The organism is Mycobacteriales bacterium (assembly GCA_030697205.1).
Taxonomy (GTDB): Bacteria; Actinomycetota; Actinomycetes; order Mycobacteriales; family SCTD01; genus JAUYQP01.
In genome coordinates this window covers 70,583-86,916 of sequence record JAUYQP010000047.1, presented here as the reverse complement: position 1 = coordinate 86,916, position 16,334 = coordinate 70,583, and the positions used below count along the sequence as shown (strand labels likewise).

The following is a 16,334-nucleotide window of genomic DNA, read 5'->3' as shown; positions in this document are numbered from 1 at the left end:
AGCCAGCGCCGGCGCACGGTCACCGGCAGCCGGTCCTCGCACATCACCGGCTGCACCAGTCCGCGGACCACCGCGCGCACGACCGGTCGGGGCAGCCGCACGTCGGCAGGCCTCATGACGGGACCCGCTCGCGCACCGGCTCGACGTGGAAGTCCGCGAGCCGCAGCCTGCGCAATCGGCGGCGGTAGGCAGTGACCGACCCGCTCCAGTTCGTGTCGATCCGGCCGTCCGCGGACTTGTACCAGCTGCTGCACCCCTGCGCCCAGACCGTCCCCGCCAGCCGCTGCTGCAGCCGGGTGTCGTAGGCGTCCTGCACCTCGGGGCGGACGTCCATCCACGCCGCGCCGTCCAGCGCACGGACGGCCTGCACGACGTACGACGCCTGTGTCTCGAGCATGAGCGTGATCGAGGAGTGGGCGAGGTTGGTGCCCGGGCCGTAGAGCAGGAACAGGTTGGGGAAGTCCGACACCGTGACGCCGAGGTGGGTGCGCGCGCCGTTGCGCCAGGCCTCCGACAGCTCGGTGCCGTGCCGGCCCACGACGCGCATCGGCGCGAGGAAGTCGTGGGTGGCGAAGCCGGTGCAGAGCACCAGGACGTCCGCCGGGTGCTGCGCGCCGGTGGTGTCGACGAGCCCGTCGGGGCGCACCGAGGCGACGGCGTGCGGGACGACCGTGACGTGCGGCTGGGCGAGCGCGGCGTAGTAGTCGTTGCTGATGAGGATGCGCTTGCAGCCCATCGGGCTCGACGACGTGAGGGTCGAGCGCAGCTCCGAGTCCGAGACCGACGATGCGAGGTGGCGGATGAAGCGGCGCTCGAGCAGCCGCATCACCGACGGGTGCTGGAAGGCCGCGATGCGGGTCTCGTTCTGCCAGTAGTTGCGCCAGCGGTTGAGCCGCTGCAGCGCTGGCGGGAAGGCGCGGCGGTAGGGCCGGTCGGGCTTCGCGATGACGTGCGCGGCGTCGCGCTGGAAGACCGTGACCGACCGGGCCGTGGCGGCGAGGTGCGGCACGACCTGGATCGCGCTCGCCCCCGTCCCCATCACCGCGACGTCGCGCCCGGTGACGTCGACGTCGTGGCGCCAGCGGGCGGAGTGGAAGGCGTCGCCCTCGAAGTCCGGCAGCCCTGGCAGGTCCGGCACCGCGGGCCGACTCAGCTGGCCGGTCGCGCTGACCAGCACCCGGCAGGTGTGGGTCGTGCCGTCGGACAGCTCGAGGGTCCAGGTCCCGTCGTCGAAGGCCGCCGACACGACCTCGGTGGAGAAGCGGACCTTGCGTCGTACGCCGGAGTCCGTGGCCACCCCGCGCAGGTAGTCGAGGATCTCCGGCTGCTCGGCGAAGCGCCGGCTCCAGTCGTGCTTGGGCGCGAAGGACAGGCTGTAGAGGTGGCTCGGGACGTCGCAGGCCGCGCCGGGGTAGGTGTTGTCGCGCCAGCAGCCACCGACGTCGTCGGCCCGCTCGAAGAGCACCACGTCGTCGACGCCGGCCTGTTGCAGGCGGATCGCGACGGCGAGCCCACCGAAGCCGGCCCCGACGACGGCGACGTGGGAGTGGCTCATGCTGGCGACGCTAGGGACCGCAGACCACGGTGCCCACGTCCCTGCCGGTCACCTGCTTGATAGTTTCGGCCACGTGACGAGCCGCAGCGCGACCAGCGTCGGGCTGCTCGTGCGGCTCGGCCTGGACCGCGGGGTCGCCGCCGAGACCTCGCTCGCCGGCACGGGGCTCGCCGCTGATGCCCTGCCACCGGACGTCACGGCGGCGCAGGAGCTCCGGGTCGTGCGCAACCTCGTCGCCGCGACCGGGGACGAGCCGGAGCTGGGCCTCGATGCCGGCACCCGCTATCACCTCACGACCTACGGCATCTGGGGCTTCGCGCTGCTGTCGAGCCCGACGCTGCGGGCGGCGCTGGACGTGGGCGTGCGCTACGTGGATCTGTCCTACGCCTTCTGCGCGCTGTCGGTCGAGCAGTCCGGCGACGAGCTGCTGCTGCACCTCGACCCGGTCGACGTGCCCGCCGCGGTCCGGCGTTTCGTCAGCCTGCGCGACAGCGCCGCGCTGCGCACCATCCAGGTCGAGGTCTTCGGCGCCGCGGTGCCGCTACGCCGGATGGAGCTGGCGCTGCCCGAGCCACCCGACGTCGCTGCCTACGAGCAGGTCTACGGCGTCGTGCCGGTCTTCGGCACGACGCGCACGACGGCGGTGCTCGACGCCGCGCTCCTCGACCTCCCGCTGCCGCAGGCCGACGCGGTCACCGCCGAGCTCGCCGAGCAGCAGTGCCGGGCGCTGCTGGCGCGCCGCCGCACCCGCACCGGCGTCGCCTCCGACGTCCGCGACCGGCTGCTGCGCCCCCCCGGCGCGATGCCGAGTGTCGCGCAGGTGGCCGCGGACCTGGCGCTGTCGGAGCGTTCGCTGCGCCGCCGGCTCGACGCGGAGGGGACGTCGTACCGCGCGCTCGTCGCCGAGGTCCGCGAGACGCTGGCCCTGGAGCTCCTCGGGTCGGGCATGACCGTCGAGCAGGTCGCCCGACGACTCGGGTACGCCGAGACTGCGGCCTTCACGCACGCCTTCAGCAGGTGGCGCGGCGCCCCGCCGAGCTCGGTCAGGCGGTAGGCACCACGACGGTGCGGGCGCCGGTGCCGGCCTCCATCGCGGCGAACGCGCCCTCGATGCCGTCGAGGCCCACGGTCGCGCTGATGAGGGCGCCGAGGTCGAGCCGGCCGGCGGCGGCGTGGTCGAGCAGGACGGGGATGTCGCGCAGCGGGTCGGTCGAGCCGTAGACGCAGCCGGTGAGGGTGCGCGCGAAGTGGAAGAGCTCCAGCGCGCTGAACGACACCTGCTGCTCCTTGCCGCCGATCCCGACGACGACGGTGGTGCCGCCGCGCCGGGTGGCGCTCCACGACGAGCGGATCGTGCCGGCGGTGCCGACGCAGTCGAAGGCGTGGTCGGCGCCGCGACCGCCGGTCAGCTCACGCACCTGCTTGGCCAGGTCGTCGCTCGCCTCGAGCACCTCGGTCGCGCCCATCGTCAGCGCCAGCTGCAGCTTCTCCGGCGAGCGGTCGACGGCGATGACCGTCGACGCACCGACGAGACGGGCGCCCTGCAGCACCGACAGGCCGACGCCGCCGAGGCCGACGACGAGGACGGTCTGGCCGGCCCGGACCTTCGCGGTGGACGTCACCGCGCCGACGCCGGTCATGACGGCGCAGCCGACGAGGGCCGCGTGCTCGAGCGGCACCGCGTCGGGCACGGGCACGACCGCGCGCGCCGACACGACGGTCTCCTCGGCGAAGCCGCCGGTGGACAGGCCGGGGTAGACCGGCGTCCCGTCGACGGTGGCGTAGGGCGCGGCCGCGGCGTCGGAGGACCGCTCGCACAGCCACGGCTCGCCCTCGCCGCAGAACCAGCACTCACCGCACGGCGGCGCCCAGCACAGGACGACCCGGTCACCGGGGGAGCAGGTGGTGACGCCGTCGCCGACCGAGACGACGGTGCCGGCGGTCTCGTGGCCGAGGACGGCGGGCACCGGCTGGCGCAGCGTGCCGCGGGCCAGCGACAGGTCGCTGTGGCAGACCCCGGTGGCCGCGACCCGCACCCGCACCTGACCGGGCCCGGGCTCGGGCAGGACGAGCTCGGCGACGGACAGCGGTGACCCGACGGCGGACAGGACGGCAGCGCGGACCACGGTCAGCTCCTTGCGGTGGGGAGCCTCGACCCTAACGACCGGGCGGCCAGCAGCCCCGTGGCGCCCAGGGCCGCTCCGACGGCCGCGAGGCCGGCCCACCGGCGCCGCTGGTGCCAGTGGCGGACGGCCGCGACGTCGGGCGGTCGCGGGCCGAGCGGCGGGCCCGGCGGGGTGTCCATCACGAGCGGCTCGGCCGTGGTCCAGCGCGCCCGGCCGGCGGTGACGGTGAGGCTCGCGGCCGGCTCGGTCGACGGGTGCAGGTCGTTGGCGTAGGGGTCCACCCAGTGCCAGGTCGCGTGGACCTCGGCGGGGGTGACGCGCAGGTGCACGAAACCGCGCTCGGTGAGGTCGGACCACACGACGTGCGGCATCCGGTCGGCCAGCGCGTCGAGCAGCCGCCACGCCCCGGGCAGCCGGGTGCGGCCGAGCGGTGCGCTCGACACCGACGGGACGACGAGCTCGTTGGTGACCGGCTCGCCGTCGAGGCACGGGCCGTCGAAGGCCCAGGAGGAGTGCACGTCGCCGGACAGCAGCAGCGAGCTGCCCTCGCGGGCCGCCAGCTCGCGGACGAGGGTGTCCCGCTCCGCGGCGTAGCCATCCCAGAGGTCGGAGCGCAGCACGTGGCCGTCGTGCTCGGCGTAGTCCTCGGGGAGCAGCGCGGCGGGCACGGTCGCGGGCAGCTCGAGGCTGTTGACGACGACCCCGTTGGCGACCAGCGCCCACGGTCGCGGGTCACGCAGCTGCTCCGACAGCCAGGCCCGCTGCTCGTCGCCGAGCAGCGAGCGGTCCGGGTCGTCGTACGCCGTGGCCCCCGACTCCCCGGCCTGCAGGTCGCGGCCCTCGGACCGGCTGTCGAGCAGCAGCAGGCTGCCGACCCCGCCGAGATCGACCGCGCGCCACAGCCGCGGGTCGCGGGTCGGCAGCCACTCCGCGCGGGCCCGGAGCGCGGCCTCGACGCGGGCGCCCCACGGGCCGTGCTCCGCGGGGTCGTGGGCCTTCGCGCCGCCGCGCCAGGCGTTGTCGGCGAGGTCGTGGTCGTCGAGGACGGTGACGACCGGGTGGCGCAGGTGCAGGGCCTGGCAGTCGGCGTCCTCGCGCATCTGCGCGATCCGGTCGCGGTAGTCCTCGAGCGAGACGGCGGTGCGGGCCGGCCGGTGGGAGCGGTGCCCCTTGTGGCCGTCGTCCTCGTAGACGTAGTCGCCGAGGTGCACGACGAGGTCGACCTCGCGCTCGGCGAGGGCGCGGTAGACCGTGAGCGGAGCGACGGAGTAGCGCGCGCACGACACCAGCCCGAGGTCGACCGGCCCGGTCAGGGGCAGCGTGCGGGTGCGCCCGACGGGGGAGCGCTCGCCGAGGGCGGTGAAGCGGTACCACCAGGTCTGACCCGGCTCCAGGCCGTCGACGTCGACCACGACCGTCGCGTCCCGAGCCGGTCCCGTGACGGCGCTGCCGCTCGCCACGATGTCGGTGAGCGCCTCGTCGCGGGCGAGAACCCACTCTGCCTCGGTCGCGCCGGTGAGGCGGGTCCAGAGCAGGACCGCGGTGGCGGTGGGGTCGAAGGACGCGACGGCATGGCGGAAGACGGGCACGTCCTGGCCCCTACCCAGCGGGGGTGACGTCCACCGCACCGGCACGGGAAAGGCTCATCCGGCCCCTACCCTTGTCGTCGTGACGATGGTGGAGCAGGACGCGGCGAGCGGGGGCATCGACCCCGAGCGGATGGCGGCGTTCTTCAGCGTGCTCGACGAGCTGGGGGAGCTGCCCCCCGAGCACCCCGACGCGGTGCGGGTCCGCCGCGCCACCGCCGCGCTCTACAAGGACGTGAAGGTCCGGCGTCGCCGCGAGCGCCGCGAGGAGGTCATCGCGGCCGACAAGGCCGTCGACGCGCGCACCGCCACCGCAGCCCCGGGTCGCATCGACGACGAGACCGCCGGCATCCCGCTCGCGACCGCGACCGTCGACGACAGCGCCGGGGAGCTGCTGCAGCCGCGCTCCTGCTACGTCTGCAAGCAGCGCTTCACCCGGGTGCACGCCTTCTACCACCAGCTCTGCCCGTCGTGCGCCTCGCTCAACTGGGCCAAGCGCGAGGCCCGCACCGACCTCACCGGCCGGCGCGCCCTGCTCACCGGCGGCCGCGCGAAGATCGGGATGTACATCGCGCTGCGGCTGCTCCGCGACGGCGCTCACCTCACGATCACGACCCGCTTCCCGCACGACGCGGTTCGTCGCTTCGCCGGCATGGAGGACAGCGCCGACTGGCTGCACCGCCTCAAGGTCGTCGGCGTCGACCTGCGCGACCCGTCGCAGGTCGTCGCCCTCGCCGACAGCGTCGCGGCCGACGGCCCGCTCGACGTGCTCGTCAACAACGCCTGCCAGACCGTGAAGCGCTCGCCCGGCTCCTACGGCCACCTCGTCGCGGCCGAGTCCGCACCGTTGCCCGCCGGGCCGCTGCCCGAGGTGCTGGCGCTCGACGCCTTCCGCAGCGCGGGGCCGGCCGCCCTGACCGGCGGGGTGAGCCCTCCCGTCCAGCGGCTGGTGTCCGCCGACGATGTCACCGCGCTCGCCCTCGTCGCCGGGTCGAGCTCGCTGGAGCGGGTCGCCGCCGGCACCGCCATCGACGCCGGCGGCCTCGTGCCCGACCTCGACGACATCAACAGCTGGACCCGCCTCGTCGAGGAGGTCGACCCGCTCGAACTGCTCGAGGTGCAGCTGTGCAACGTCACGGCCCCCTTCCTGCTGGTGTCGCGGCTGCGTCCTGCCATGGCCGCCTCACCGCACCGTCGCAAGCACGTCGTCAACGTCTCGGCGATGGAGGGGCAGTTCTCCCGCGGCTACAAGGCCCCCGGGCATCCGCACACCAACATGGCCAAGGCCGCCCTCAACATGCTGACCCGCACCAGCGCCAAGGAGATGCTGCAGACCGACGGCATCCTCATGACCGCCGTCGACACCGGCTGGATCACCGACGAGCGCCCGCACCCGCTGAAGGCCCGCCTTCACGAGGAGGGCTTCCGCGCGCCGCTCGACCTCGCCGACGGCGCGGCCCGCGTCTACGACCCGATCGTGCGCGGCGAGGCCGGCGAGGACGTCTACGGCTGCTTCCTCAAGGACTACCGCGTCAGCGACTGGTGAGCTCGCACCCGCACCCGCCCGCACCCGCAAGATCAACAGCACATCTGCACGCGTGGGAGCGGCTGCGTGAGCGTGACCGCCGTACCGAATGTGCTGTTGATCTTCCCAGCGACCGCCGCGCGGGGTGCCGCTCGCGTCATGACGCGGACCGGCCTTCAGGTGCGGGACGGCCACCTGATCAGGGCGCGGAACCGCTCGATATCAGTGGCAGGTAGCGAGTCGTTCCGCGAGGTGATCACGGCTTGCCCCGCCTCAGACGTGGGCGCGTCGACCCGGACCGCACCTGAATGCTGTCCTCAGCGACGGGTGAGGCCTTCGAGCCACCGGACGGCCTCGTCGGCGGGGGGCAGCGCAGCGATGTCGGCGGAGATCCGATCGCACCCCGGCGGCCGCTCGTCCACCACCAGACGTACGGCGGAAGCCACCCGCCCGGCGAGGTCCGGTCCGGGGTCGACGCGGCTGCCGGTCGCCGTCGCGACGACCCGCTCGGCGTTGTCGGGCTGGTCGGCGAACAGCGGCACGACGACGAGCGGCACCCCTGCCGCGAGTGCTCCGAGCGTGCTGCCCGACCCGCCGTGACAGACGATCGCCCGGGCGCGCGACAGGATCTCCGCCTGGTCGACCCAGCGCTCGACGCGCAGGTCGCCCACGAGCCCGGCGAGGACGTCGCCGTCGAGGTCGGCTCCGGTCGAGACGACCACGGGCAGGCGGGCTGACAGGGCGCCCTCGACGACGTCGCGCAGGACGGGCGCGAAGAACGGCAGCGAGTGCGCCTCGCTGCCGAGCGTGACGTAGACGAGGTCGCCCTCCGGGGCCACCGCGGTGGCCAGGTCGGGGTCGCGGAAGCGGTGGACGTCGTGCTCGGCGGCGTGCGGGAAGTCGAAGGACGCAGGGAAGGCCGACAGCACCGGCGCCGCGAGCATGCCCGCGCCTGTCGTGTCCGGGTCGAGGCCGAGGCCGGCGCGCAGGTCGGCGATGCCCGCGGCCGTCGAGGTGAGGAAGGCGGGAATGGTGAGCGACGGGCTGACCGCGACCTGGGGCACCCCAGCGGCCTCTGCCGTGATCCGCACCGCGAGCTCGGCCGCCTCGTGAAGCACGAGGTCGGGAGCGAAGGTCTCGACAGCGGTCCGGGCGCCGGGCAGCGCGGCCGTGGTGTTGAGCCGACCGAAGATCTCGGAGCCGAAGAGCTGCCGGCCCTCTGCCTCGTCGAGCGTCGGCAGCTGCCGGAAGACCGCGATCCGGTCGGGGTCGTCGCCGGGCACACCTGCGAACGGCAGATGCCGCAAGCCCTCGCGCTCGACCATCTGGGCGGCTTCGGCGGGCGCCGCGCAGGCCAGCTCGTGGCCCGCGCGCTGCAAGGCGCGCGCGAACGGCAGCAGAGGCCGGAAGTGACCGGTCCCGGACGTAGTGGACAGCAGGACGCGCACAGGACCTCCCCCGAGTCGGGGAGAGACTGTCAGGCGATCGCCGCGGGCGCCAGTGCTTTCGCCAGCGCGGGCAGGACGTCCTGCAGGGGAGCCTCGACCTTCAGGGCTGCGAGGTGGTCGGCCCGCGTCTCGCCCTGGTTGACCAGCACCACCGGCACACCGCGCTTGGCCGCGTGCAGGGCGAAGCGGTAGCCCGACATGACCTGCAGCGACGAGCCGAGGACGAGCAGCGCCCGGGCCCGGTCGGCGAGCGCGTAGGTCTGCTCGACGAGGTCCCGCGGTACCGAGCCGCCGAAGAACACGACGTCAGGCTTGAGGACACTGCCGCAGCGCAGGCAGTCCACGACCGTGAAGCCGCTCTCGTCGTCGAGCTCGACGTCGCCGTCGGGGTTGAGGTGGCCGGCCCGCGCGGTCCAGCCGGTGTTGGTGTCGGCGAGCCGGGCCGCCAGCAGGTCACGGGCGGTCACGTCGCCGCAGTCGAGGCACACCACCCGGTCGAGACGGCCGTGCAGGTCGACCACGTCGCGGGTGCCGGCGGCTGTGTGCAGGCCGTCGACGTTCTGCGTGACGACCCCGATGAGCAGGCCGAGGTCCTGCAGAGCGGTCACGGCCAGGTGGCCCGGGTTGGGGGACGCCGTGCCGAAGCGCGACCAGCCGAGGTGGCTGCGCGCCCAGTAGCGCTGCCGCGCCTCGGGGCTGCCAGTGAAGGCCTGGTGCGTCATCGGGGTGTGCCGCCGCAGCGACCCCTGCGGCCCGCGGTAGTCCGGGATGCCCGAGGCCGTCGACAGCCCGGCACCGGTCAGCACCAGCACGTCACCGCCCGCGACGACCTCCCGCAGCTCGCTCACCCCATCAGTGTGCCGCGCGTCCGCGTGTCCAGCACGTTCCACACCGGGGTCGTAGGTTGCGGTCATGAAGGTCCCCTTCTCGACCAGTGACTTCCTCGAGCGCGGCGCGCTCTGCTACGGCTCCCGCACCGGGGTGGTGGACGAGCCCGGCGAGGCGCAGGACGGTGGACTCGGGACCCAGACCTACGCCGACCTCGCCACGCGGGCGCGCGCGATGGCCGCGGGGCTCGATGAGCTGGGCGTCGCTCGAGGCGAGCGGGTCGCGGTCGTCAGCCACAACAGCGCCCGGCTGCTGGAGTCCTTCTTCGGCGTCACGGCCTGGGGGCGGGTGCTCGTGCCGGTCAACTTCCGGCTCGCGCCCGCCGAGGTCGGCTACATCGTCGAGCACTCCGGCGCCACCACGCTGCTGATCGACCCGGAGCTCGACGCCTCGCTCGCGTCGATCACCGCCGAGCGCCGCTTCCTGCTGGGCAAGGAGTCCGACGACGCGCTGCTCCGGCCCGGTGTCGAGCCGGCCGCGTGGGAGCCCGACGAGGACGCGACGGCGACCATCAACTACACGAGCGGCACGACCGCGCGGCCCAAGGGCGTGCAGATCACGCACCGCAACATCTGGGTCAACGCGGTCACCTTCGCCCTGCACGCCGGCGTCAGCGACCGCGACGTCTACCTCCACACGCTGCCGATGTTCCACGTTGATGGAAGCCTTGGGGTATGCAGCCCGCAGGTCTCTGACGTGCGGCTATGCGCGTGACAGCTTGATCGCGATGCCCAAGCTTGCTCATGTCTCTGAGGTGCAGTGCTGAGCTTCGTCCCGACGAATCCTGGCGGCGACGAGCTTCCCGTAGAGCTGGTAGAAGCTTTCAAGGGCCTCTTCCTCAGTGGGCCTTCGCTCGGGTGGAGGCCGAGCTACGGAGCGTGAAACTGGGGTGGGTGATGTCCGTGGGACGGGCCACTTGATCGGCAGTCCTCTGGTCGTGCCGGTGGTCAAGCTGCCCGAGAATCCCTTGAGTTCGGCAAGCTCGCGCTGGAGCTGTGCGACGAGCAGACGCAAGGCGGCAAGTTCGAGAATTTTTTTCCTGCCCGCCTCGCGCATCATCCAGACTATAGTCTGGATGACGCCAGTGTCTAGACGGCCATAGCGTCGATCCCGTGATCGAGGACGGGCAGCGTCTGTCGCTGCGCGTCGCAGACCGCATCCAGGAGCTTCGGCACGAGCAGGGGAAGTCCCTCGATGCGCTGGCTGAAGCCACCGGCCTCCATGCGACGTCAATCGGCTTGATCGTCCGGGGTAAGCGCGGCATGACGTTGGCTACGGCCACAGCCTTGAGCGCTGCTCTGGGTGTCAAGCTGAGCGATGTCATTGCCCACGCCGAGGGGCGACGTTCCTAGTTAGCCTTCTTACCGTGGCTGGTGTCGAGCGGGAGCCCCGCTCCGCTTGTGTGCCGCGCACAGCCGGGCACCGCCGGTAACCGGCCTTCTCAGCGGATGTGCTGCACGTCGGTAGGTTGCCGGGATGACCGACGAGCGCCTTCCCGTGGCCGAAGTCCTGCCTGGTATGTCGCTCCACCCGTTGCAACCGGGCTGGACGCCCGTCGAAGCGTTCGTCGTCATCAAGTGCCTCGACGACGGGGGTCGGTCTAGCTGGGTGTACCGAACGACCAGCGCGCCGAACCGCGAAGAGCTCCTTGGTGCGTTGCGCGTGCAGGCTGCGCTCTTGGAGCGCGAACTTGTGGACGAGTTCACCGCGGACGACGGCGACGACGACTAGGAGGCCCGCCTGGCGGGGAGCCTGGCCTCGCGGTTCGACGCTTCCGCTCAAGCGAGTTGTCCACAGGAGGAGAACCACGCATTAGCCTCCGTGCGTGACCGACGCTGCTGTGCCCTACGTCCGCGACCTCGGCGACCTCCTCTGGACGCTGGCCGACGAGGCGCGACGTACGGCGGGCGATGACTCGTACAAGCGCGGACGCGCCTTCGGGCTCTACGAGGCCGTGTCGCTGTTGGAGCAGCAGGCCGTGGCCTTCGGGCTTCCGCCAGCGGCGGTCGGGATGGCAGAACGCAGGGCGGAGAGCCTGCTGACCAACCAGGAGTAGGTGCCGTTCCCTCGCTACGTTCGAATGGCTGGGACAAGTAGATAGGCGAGCGTCATCCCAGTGCTGGCGACGCCAGCGCCAAGTCGTGTTCCCCATCGGCAGGCCAAAGACATCGCGAGCGTCTCCCGCAAAGACTGGTCCAAGCCTCGAGACGATGTCTCGACTCGGCCCACGCCGAGCGCACTGCCCACGATCGCGCCGAGCGTCGCCGCGGCAGGCAACAAGGAAGCACGTTCAAGCGCAAACAGCCCGAGCGCATCCAGAGCGAAAGAGAGCCCGATGGCCAGAAAGGAAACGATCGCCGCAGCGAACATGTGCTGCGCCAGGATGTCGGACAGGGCGTCGTCCGCTTGCTCGCTTCCTTCAGGCGAGTTGAGGCCGACCGTCATGGCGGGCGGATGATCCCGTGCCAACGCACGACTTGTGCCCTCAAGGACCGCGACAACGATCGGAAGGGAACTGGAGGCCACGCAAGACCCTTCAGCCCGAGTTCAGCGGATGCGCCAACGCTAACCGACCGCGAAGAAGTGCCGTTCCCAGCGTTGGCAGTCCGGCTTTACCCTCGGTGCGTGGCAGTCAACAGCCGAGCGTCTCGACGTGAGCAACGACGGGTTAGCGTCGAAGCGGCCTTCGGCTCAGATGCGGAGGCTGCACTTGACGTGCTGGAACTGACAGAGTTCGCATGGCATGACTGCTACGGCGATGTCAGCCCGCCGGACAACGTGGTCGTGGACATCCTCACGGTGTCGGAGGGTCGCTTGGACAGGTTGGCGCATGCGGCGAGGCTCGCAGTCGAGGACTTACGCGACCTGCGAATGCAGGCGGAGGCCATCAGCGGGTAGATGCCGCTACGCACACGCAGCCGACATGGCCCACCCGCGGGCTAGTCAACGTCGACGCCGACGATGGTGATGTCCCAGCCCGACGCGGCTCGCGTCGCTGAAAAGCGGATCACAGCCCCAACGTTGTCGTCGTTGACCCACTCGTGCTCGAGGCGCTCCTCCCTATCGTTCCACCACGCTGCCTGCGCCGTCAGGCTGACTGATCCGAGGACCTCGCCCGTGATCTCGTTACCGTTCGGGCTGATGTCGAGCTCTTGGTAGTCCATCGCGAGGTTGATCCCCTGCAAGTCCACTTGGACACTCAGGTAGAGGCTGGAGTCAAATAGGAGCGGGAACGTGCCGCTTCCACCGCTGACGGTCGCGCCCGTGAGGTCGACGTCGCTCGCGGTCTCAAGCCGTCCGGCGAGTTCGGTTGCGATTCGCAGGCGCTGCACCTCGTGCGCCGGCGACATCCTCAAGAGCGGCCTGTGTAGCGTCCACCAGTCCGGGAAGACGGAGACCGTCGCGCTGCTCGCAAAGTAGGTCCTCGCGTCGCGATCGTTGGAGATGACGATCACCGGGTCGTCCGCTGTAGCCGCGGCGGCCTCTATGAGCCGGAAGGACGCCGAGTCCGAAGCGCCGGTCTTGATCCGCAGCTCCCCGCTGGTCTTGCGGCGCCCTGTGCCCACCTGGAGGACCTGGTCGCGCAGCGCAGCCCCCGCGATCCCTGGATAGGAGCTGAGGCGCAGGATCTCGACTCCATCCACGTCTGCGATGCAGCGTTCGAGCTCCGCGAGCACGCGGTCCACCTGTGACGGCCGCGTGTCGTTCGGGTTCCAGTGAGGGGCAAGGCCAGCGGTCGACTGGGCGCGGACGGCGCTGCCGACGGCGGCATCGGCCGAGAGCAGCAGCCCGAATAGGTGCTCTGCCCACTCCCAGAGCACCGGCTCTGGCAGCCAAACCGCGGCGTCGAGCTCGTTCTCCTCGACGACGCCCGCAATCCTCACTAGATGCTCGTGCGAGAAAGCGCCCTTCGGCATGGCGTTCGCGTCCAGCGCTATCGCTTTGATCGCTTCTGGGAAAGGAGGAACGTCGGCCATGAAGGCAGGCTAGTTAGGTCGCCGTACGAGGGCGAAGAGACGCGACGGGCGCGCGGCCGTGACTTTGGTCGTCGGCACGTGCTGCAGGGCCAAGGGTACGTGCCCCGTTGATAGTCGGGCGGCTGGGGTGCCGTCCTGCGGACGTGCGGCACCGTACGGTGCACCTCATGAAGGTTCCCTTCGGCACCAGCGACTTCCTGGATCGGGCGATCACCTGTTACCCGCTGCGTACGGGCATCGTCGACGAGCCCGGACCGTCCCAGGACGGCGGGCTTGGCAGTGTCACTTACGCCGAGTTCGGCCGGCGGGCGCGCGCGATGGCCGCGGGGCTTGATGCGCTGGGCGTCGGCCGCGGTGAGCGGGTCGCGGTCGTCAGCCACAACAGCGCCCGGCTGCTCGAGTCCTTCTTCGGTGTCACCGCCTGGGGCCGGGTGCTCGTGCCGGTGAACTTCCGGCTCGCCCCCGCCGAGGTCCGCTACATCGTCGAGCACTCCGGCGCGACGACGCTGCTGATCGACCCGGAGCTCGACGCCTCGCTCGCGTCGGTCACAGCCGAGCGCCGCTTCCTGCTCGGCAAGGAATCCGACGACGCGCTGCTGCGGCCCGGTGTCGAGCCGGCCGCGTGGGAGCCCGACGAGGACGCGACGGCGACCATCAACTACACGAGCGGCACGACCGCGCGTCCCAAGGGCGTCCAGATCACGCACCGCAACATCTGGGTCAACGCGGTCACCTTCGCCCTGCACGCCGGCGTCAGCGACCGCGACGTCTACCTCCACACGCTGCCGATGTTCCACGCCAACGGCTGGGGGATGCCCTTCGCACTGACCGGTCTCGGCGTACCCCAAGTCGTGCTGCGCAAGGTCGACGGTGCCGACATCTTGCGCCGCGTCGCCGAGCACGGCGTGACCCTGCTGTGCGCCGCGCCCGCCGTCGTCGCCTCGGTGCTCGAGGCCGCGCAGTCCTGGGAGGGCGAGATCCCCGGACGGGGTACGACGAGAGTCGTGTGCGCGGGCGCCCCGCCGCCCTCGCGCACCATCGCCCGCATCGAGGCCGAGCTCGGGTGGGAGTTCCTGCAGATCTACGGCCTCACCGAGACCTCACCGCTGCTCACCGTCAACCGGGCGCGCGCCGAGGACGACGCGCGCGAGCCGGAGGAGCGGGCGCGACGGCTGGCGCGGGCCGGGCAGCCGGCCCTCGGCGTACGCCTGTCGACCTCTGACCACGGCGAGGTGCTGGCCCGCAGCAACGTCGTGCTCGAGGGCTACTGGCAGCAGCCGGAGGCGACCGCGGACGCTCTCGACGGCGGGTGGTTCCACACCGGCGACGGCGGCACGATCGACGACGAGGGCTTCCTCACCATCAGCGACCGCAAGAAGGACGTCATCATCACCGGCGGCGAGAACGTCTCGTCGATCGAGGTCGAGGACTGCCTGTTCAGCCACCCCGCGGTCGCGGAGGTCGCTGTCATCGGGGTGCCGAGCGAGAAGTGGGGCGAGACCATCAAGGCGCTCGTCGTGCTCGCGCCCGGGGCGAGCGCCACCGAGGCCGAGCTGATCGCGCACTGCAAGGCCAACCTCGCCGGCTACAAGTCGCCGACCAGCGTCGAGGTCCGCGAGGAGATCCCGCGGACCGCGACCGGGAAGGTGCAGAAGTTCAAGCTGCGCGAGCAGTACTGGGCCGGTCAGGACCGCCAGGTCAACTAGCGCAGCGTGCGCCCCCGCGACAGGGTGGGCGGGTGACGAAGACCCGGTGGCTGTTCGCCGACCAGCTCGGGCCGCACTACCTCGATGACAGCGACCAGCCCGTGCTGCTGGTCGAGTCGAAGGCGGTCTTCCGGCGTCGCCGCATCCACCGGCAGAAGGCGCACCTGGTGCTGTCGGCGCTGCGCCACCGCGCGCGCGACCTCGGCGACCGGGCGACCGTCCTGCAGGTCGAGACCTACGACGAGGCGCTCGCCGCCGTGACCGGGCCGCTCGAGTGCGTGCACCCGACGACGAAGGGCGCGCTTCGTTTCGTCGAGAGCCGGGGTGTGACGGTCCTGCCGGACCGGGGCTTCGCGACGTCGCGGGAGGACTTCGCGGCCTGGGCCGGTGGCCGCAAGCGGCTGCTGATGGAGGACTTCTACCGCTGGCAGCGCGCCCGCTTCGAGGTGCTCATGGAGGGGTCCGAGCCGGTCGGTGGTCGGTGGAACTTCGACCACGACAACCGGGAGGCTCCGCCGCGGTCCGCCACGCTGGGGGCGCCCGAGCCCTGGTGGCCGCAAGAGGACGAGATCGACGAGGAGGTCCGCGCCGACCTCGACCGGTGGGAGCGCGACGGGGAGGTGTCCTTCCTCGGGGTCGACGGGCCCCGCTGGCTGCCGGCGACCCGGGACGAGGCGGTCAAGGCAGCGGTCCGCTTCATGCGCACCCGGCTGGCCGGATTCGGACCGCACGAGGACGCGATGCTCGCGGCCGACCCGTGGATGTCGCACAGCGTGCTGTCGCCCGCGCAGAACCTCGGGCTGCTGCACCCCTCCGAGCTGGTCCGCGCAGCCGAGCGCGAGCACCGCGAGGGTCGGGCGCCGCTGGCCAGCGTCGAGGGCTACGTCCGCCAGGTGCTCGGCTGGCGCGAGTGGATCTGGTCGGTCTACTGGCACATCGACGACGACTACCGCCACCGCAACGCCCTGGCCGCGACGACCCCGCTGCCCGACTGGTGGTGGGAGCTCGACGCCGACGCGGTCACCGCGAACTGCCTGTCCTCGGTGCTGCGCGACGTCCGTGACCGCGGCTGGGTGCACCACATCCCGCGGCTCATGGTCCTCGGTGGTTACGCGCTGCAGCGCGGCATCGACCCGGAGGAGCTGACCCGCTGGTTCCATCAGGCCTTCGTCGACGGCTACGACTGGGTGATGCTGCCCAACGTCGTCGGCATGTCGCAGCACGCCGACGGCGGCCTCATGGCGACCAAGCCCTATGCGTCCGGCGGCGCGTACATCGACCGCATGTCGGACTACTGCACGCCCTGCGCCTACGACCCCAAGGTCCGGGTCGGCCCGACCGCGTGCCCCTTCACCGCCGGCTACTGGGCCTTCCTCGACCGTGACCGCGAGCTGCTTGCCGGCAACCACCGGATGCGCCAACCGCTTGCCGGGCTGGATCGACTGCGCGACCGGGAGGCGCTCGTCGAGCAGGAGCAGCTGCGCGGCACGTCCCCGCCCTAGCCCCGCCAACTCCAGGGTTGG

At 71.9% G+C, this 16,334-nt stretch carries 17 protein-coding genes; 9 read left to right on the top strand and 8 right to left on the bottom strand.

Annotation, left to right across the window (positions count from 1 at the left end):
- Window positions 1-112: 112 nt before the first annotated feature.
- Complete coding sequence (locus Q8R60_15645; GenBank protein ID MDP3713910.1) at window positions 113-1,555, bottom strand: NAD(P)/FAD-dependent oxidoreductase; 1,443 nt, start codon at window positions 1,553-1,555, stop codon at window positions 113-115.
- Between Q8R60_15645 and Q8R60_15640 the strand changes: the two genes are divergently transcribed.
- Entirely contained in the window at window positions 1,554-2,609 is a 1,056-nt protein-coding gene (locus Q8R60_15640) for an AraC family transcriptional regulator (protein ID MDP3713909.1), read from the top strand. The genes Q8R60_15645 and Q8R60_15640 overlap by 2 nt on opposite strands.
- Here the strand turns inward: Q8R60_15640 and Q8R60_15635 are convergent.
- Together Q8R60_15635 and Q8R60_15630 are read right to left on the bottom strand one after the other, a co-directional pair.
- The gene (locus Q8R60_15635; GenBank protein MDP3713908.1) at window positions 2,599-3,681 is read right to left on the bottom strand and encodes a Zn-dependent alcohol dehydrogenase; all 1,083 of its coding nucleotides are present in this window, start codon (window positions 3,679-3,681) and stop codon (window positions 2,599-2,601) included. The two genes, Q8R60_15640 and Q8R60_15635, sit on opposite strands and share 11 nt — an antisense overlap.
- 2 nt (window positions 3,682-3,683) lie before the next feature.
- Window positions 3,684-5,270 (bottom strand): alkaline phosphatase D family protein, encoded by a 1,587-nt coding sequence (locus Q8R60_15630; protein ID MDP3713907.1) that lies wholly within the window; start codon window positions 5,268-5,270, stop codon window positions 3,684-3,686.
- 85 nt (window positions 5,271-5,355) lie between these two features.
- Here Q8R60_15630 and Q8R60_15625 point away from each other — a divergent pair, with 85 nt between their 5' ends.
- Complete coding sequence (locus Q8R60_15625) at window positions 5,356-6,813, top strand: SDR family NAD(P)-dependent oxidoreductase (GenBank protein ID MDP3713906.1); 1,458 nt, start codon at window positions 5,356-5,358, stop codon at window positions 6,811-6,813.
- Between the two features lie 296 nt (window positions 6,814-7,109).
- Here Q8R60_15625 and Q8R60_15620 read toward each other — a convergent pair whose 3' ends face one another.
- Entirely contained in the window at window positions 7,110-8,240 is a 1,131-nt protein-coding gene (locus Q8R60_15620; GenBank protein ID MDP3713905.1) for a glycosyltransferase, read from the bottom strand.
- Window positions 8,241-8,269: 29 nt separating this feature from the next.
- Window positions 8,270-9,088, bottom strand: coding sequence for an NAD-dependent protein deacetylase (locus Q8R60_15615; protein MDP3713904.1), 819 nt, complete (start codon window positions 9,086-9,088; stop codon window positions 8,270-8,272).
- A gap of 64 nt (window positions 9,089-9,152) precedes the next feature.
- On the opposite strand from Q8R60_15615, the gene Q8R60_15610 reads away from it, so the two are divergent.
- Complete coding sequence (locus Q8R60_15610; protein MDP3713903.1) at window positions 9,153-9,842, top strand: AMP-binding protein; 690 nt, start codon at window positions 9,153-9,155, stop codon at window positions 9,840-9,842.
- A gap of 27 nt (window positions 9,843-9,869) precedes the next feature.
- Here Q8R60_15610 and Q8R60_15605 read toward each other — a convergent pair whose 3' ends face one another.
- The gene (locus tag Q8R60_15605; GenBank protein MDP3713902.1) at window positions 9,870-10,187 is read right to left on the bottom strand and encodes a hypothetical protein; all 318 of its coding nucleotides are present in this window, start codon (window positions 10,185-10,187) and stop codon (window positions 9,870-9,872) included.
- A 53-nt stretch (window positions 10,188-10,240) separates the two neighbouring features.
- On the opposite strand from Q8R60_15605, the gene Q8R60_15600 reads away from it, so the two are divergent.
- The 3 genes from Q8R60_15600 to Q8R60_15590 all read left to right on the top strand — a co-directional run bounded on the left by Q8R60_15600 (window position 10,241) and on the right by Q8R60_15590 (window position 11,184).
- The gene (locus Q8R60_15600) at window positions 10,241-10,480 is read left to right on the top strand and encodes a helix-turn-helix transcriptional regulator (GenBank protein ID MDP3713901.1); all 240 of its coding nucleotides are present in this window, start codon (window positions 10,241-10,243) and stop codon (window positions 10,478-10,480) included.
- Between the two features lie 124 nt (window positions 10,481-10,604).
- A complete protein-coding gene (locus tag Q8R60_15595) occupies window positions 10,605-10,859 on the top strand; it encodes a hypothetical protein (protein ID MDP3713900.1) in 255 nt (84 codons plus the stop codon).
- Between the two features lie 94 nt (window positions 10,860-10,953).
- Window positions 10,954-11,184 carry a hypothetical protein gene (locus Q8R60_15590; GenBank protein ID MDP3713899.1) on the top strand — a complete coding sequence of 77 codons (231 nt, stop codon included), beginning with the start codon at window positions 10,954-10,956 and terminating at the stop codon, window positions 11,182-11,184.
- A 14-nt stretch (window positions 11,185-11,198) separates the two neighbouring features.
- On the opposite strand, the gene Q8R60_15585 is transcribed toward Q8R60_15590, so the two are convergent.
- On the bottom strand, window positions 11,199-11,573 hold the full coding sequence (locus Q8R60_15585; protein MDP3713898.1) for a hypothetical protein: 375 nt from the start codon (window positions 11,571-11,573) through the stop codon (window positions 11,199-11,201).
- 180 nt (window positions 11,574-11,753) lie between these two features.
- Here Q8R60_15585 and Q8R60_15580 point away from each other — a divergent pair, with 180 nt between their 5' ends.
- Complete coding sequence (locus Q8R60_15580) at window positions 11,754-12,026, top strand: hypothetical protein (protein MDP3713897.1); 273 nt, start codon at window positions 11,754-11,756, stop codon at window positions 12,024-12,026.
- 41 nt (window positions 12,027-12,067) lie between these two features.
- Here the strand turns inward: Q8R60_15580 and Q8R60_15575 are convergent, their stop codons facing one another.
- Complete coding sequence (locus tag Q8R60_15575; protein MDP3713896.1) at window positions 12,068-13,105, bottom strand: hypothetical protein; 1,038 nt, start codon at window positions 13,103-13,105, stop codon at window positions 12,068-12,070.
- A 167-nt stretch (window positions 13,106-13,272) separates the two neighbouring features.
- Here Q8R60_15575 and Q8R60_15570 point away from each other — a divergent pair, with 167 nt between their 5' ends.
- Window positions 13,273-14,811, top strand: a complete 1,539-nt coding sequence (locus Q8R60_15570; protein ID MDP3713895.1) for an AMP-binding protein — start codon at window positions 13,273-13,275, stop codon at window positions 14,809-14,811.
- Window positions 14,812-14,843: 32 nt separating this feature from the next.
- Window positions 14,844-16,313, top strand: coding sequence for a cryptochrome/photolyase family protein (locus Q8R60_15565; GenBank protein ID MDP3713894.1), 1,470 nt, complete (start codon window positions 14,844-14,846; stop codon window positions 16,311-16,313).
- Window positions 16,314-16,334: the final 21 nt, after the last annotated feature.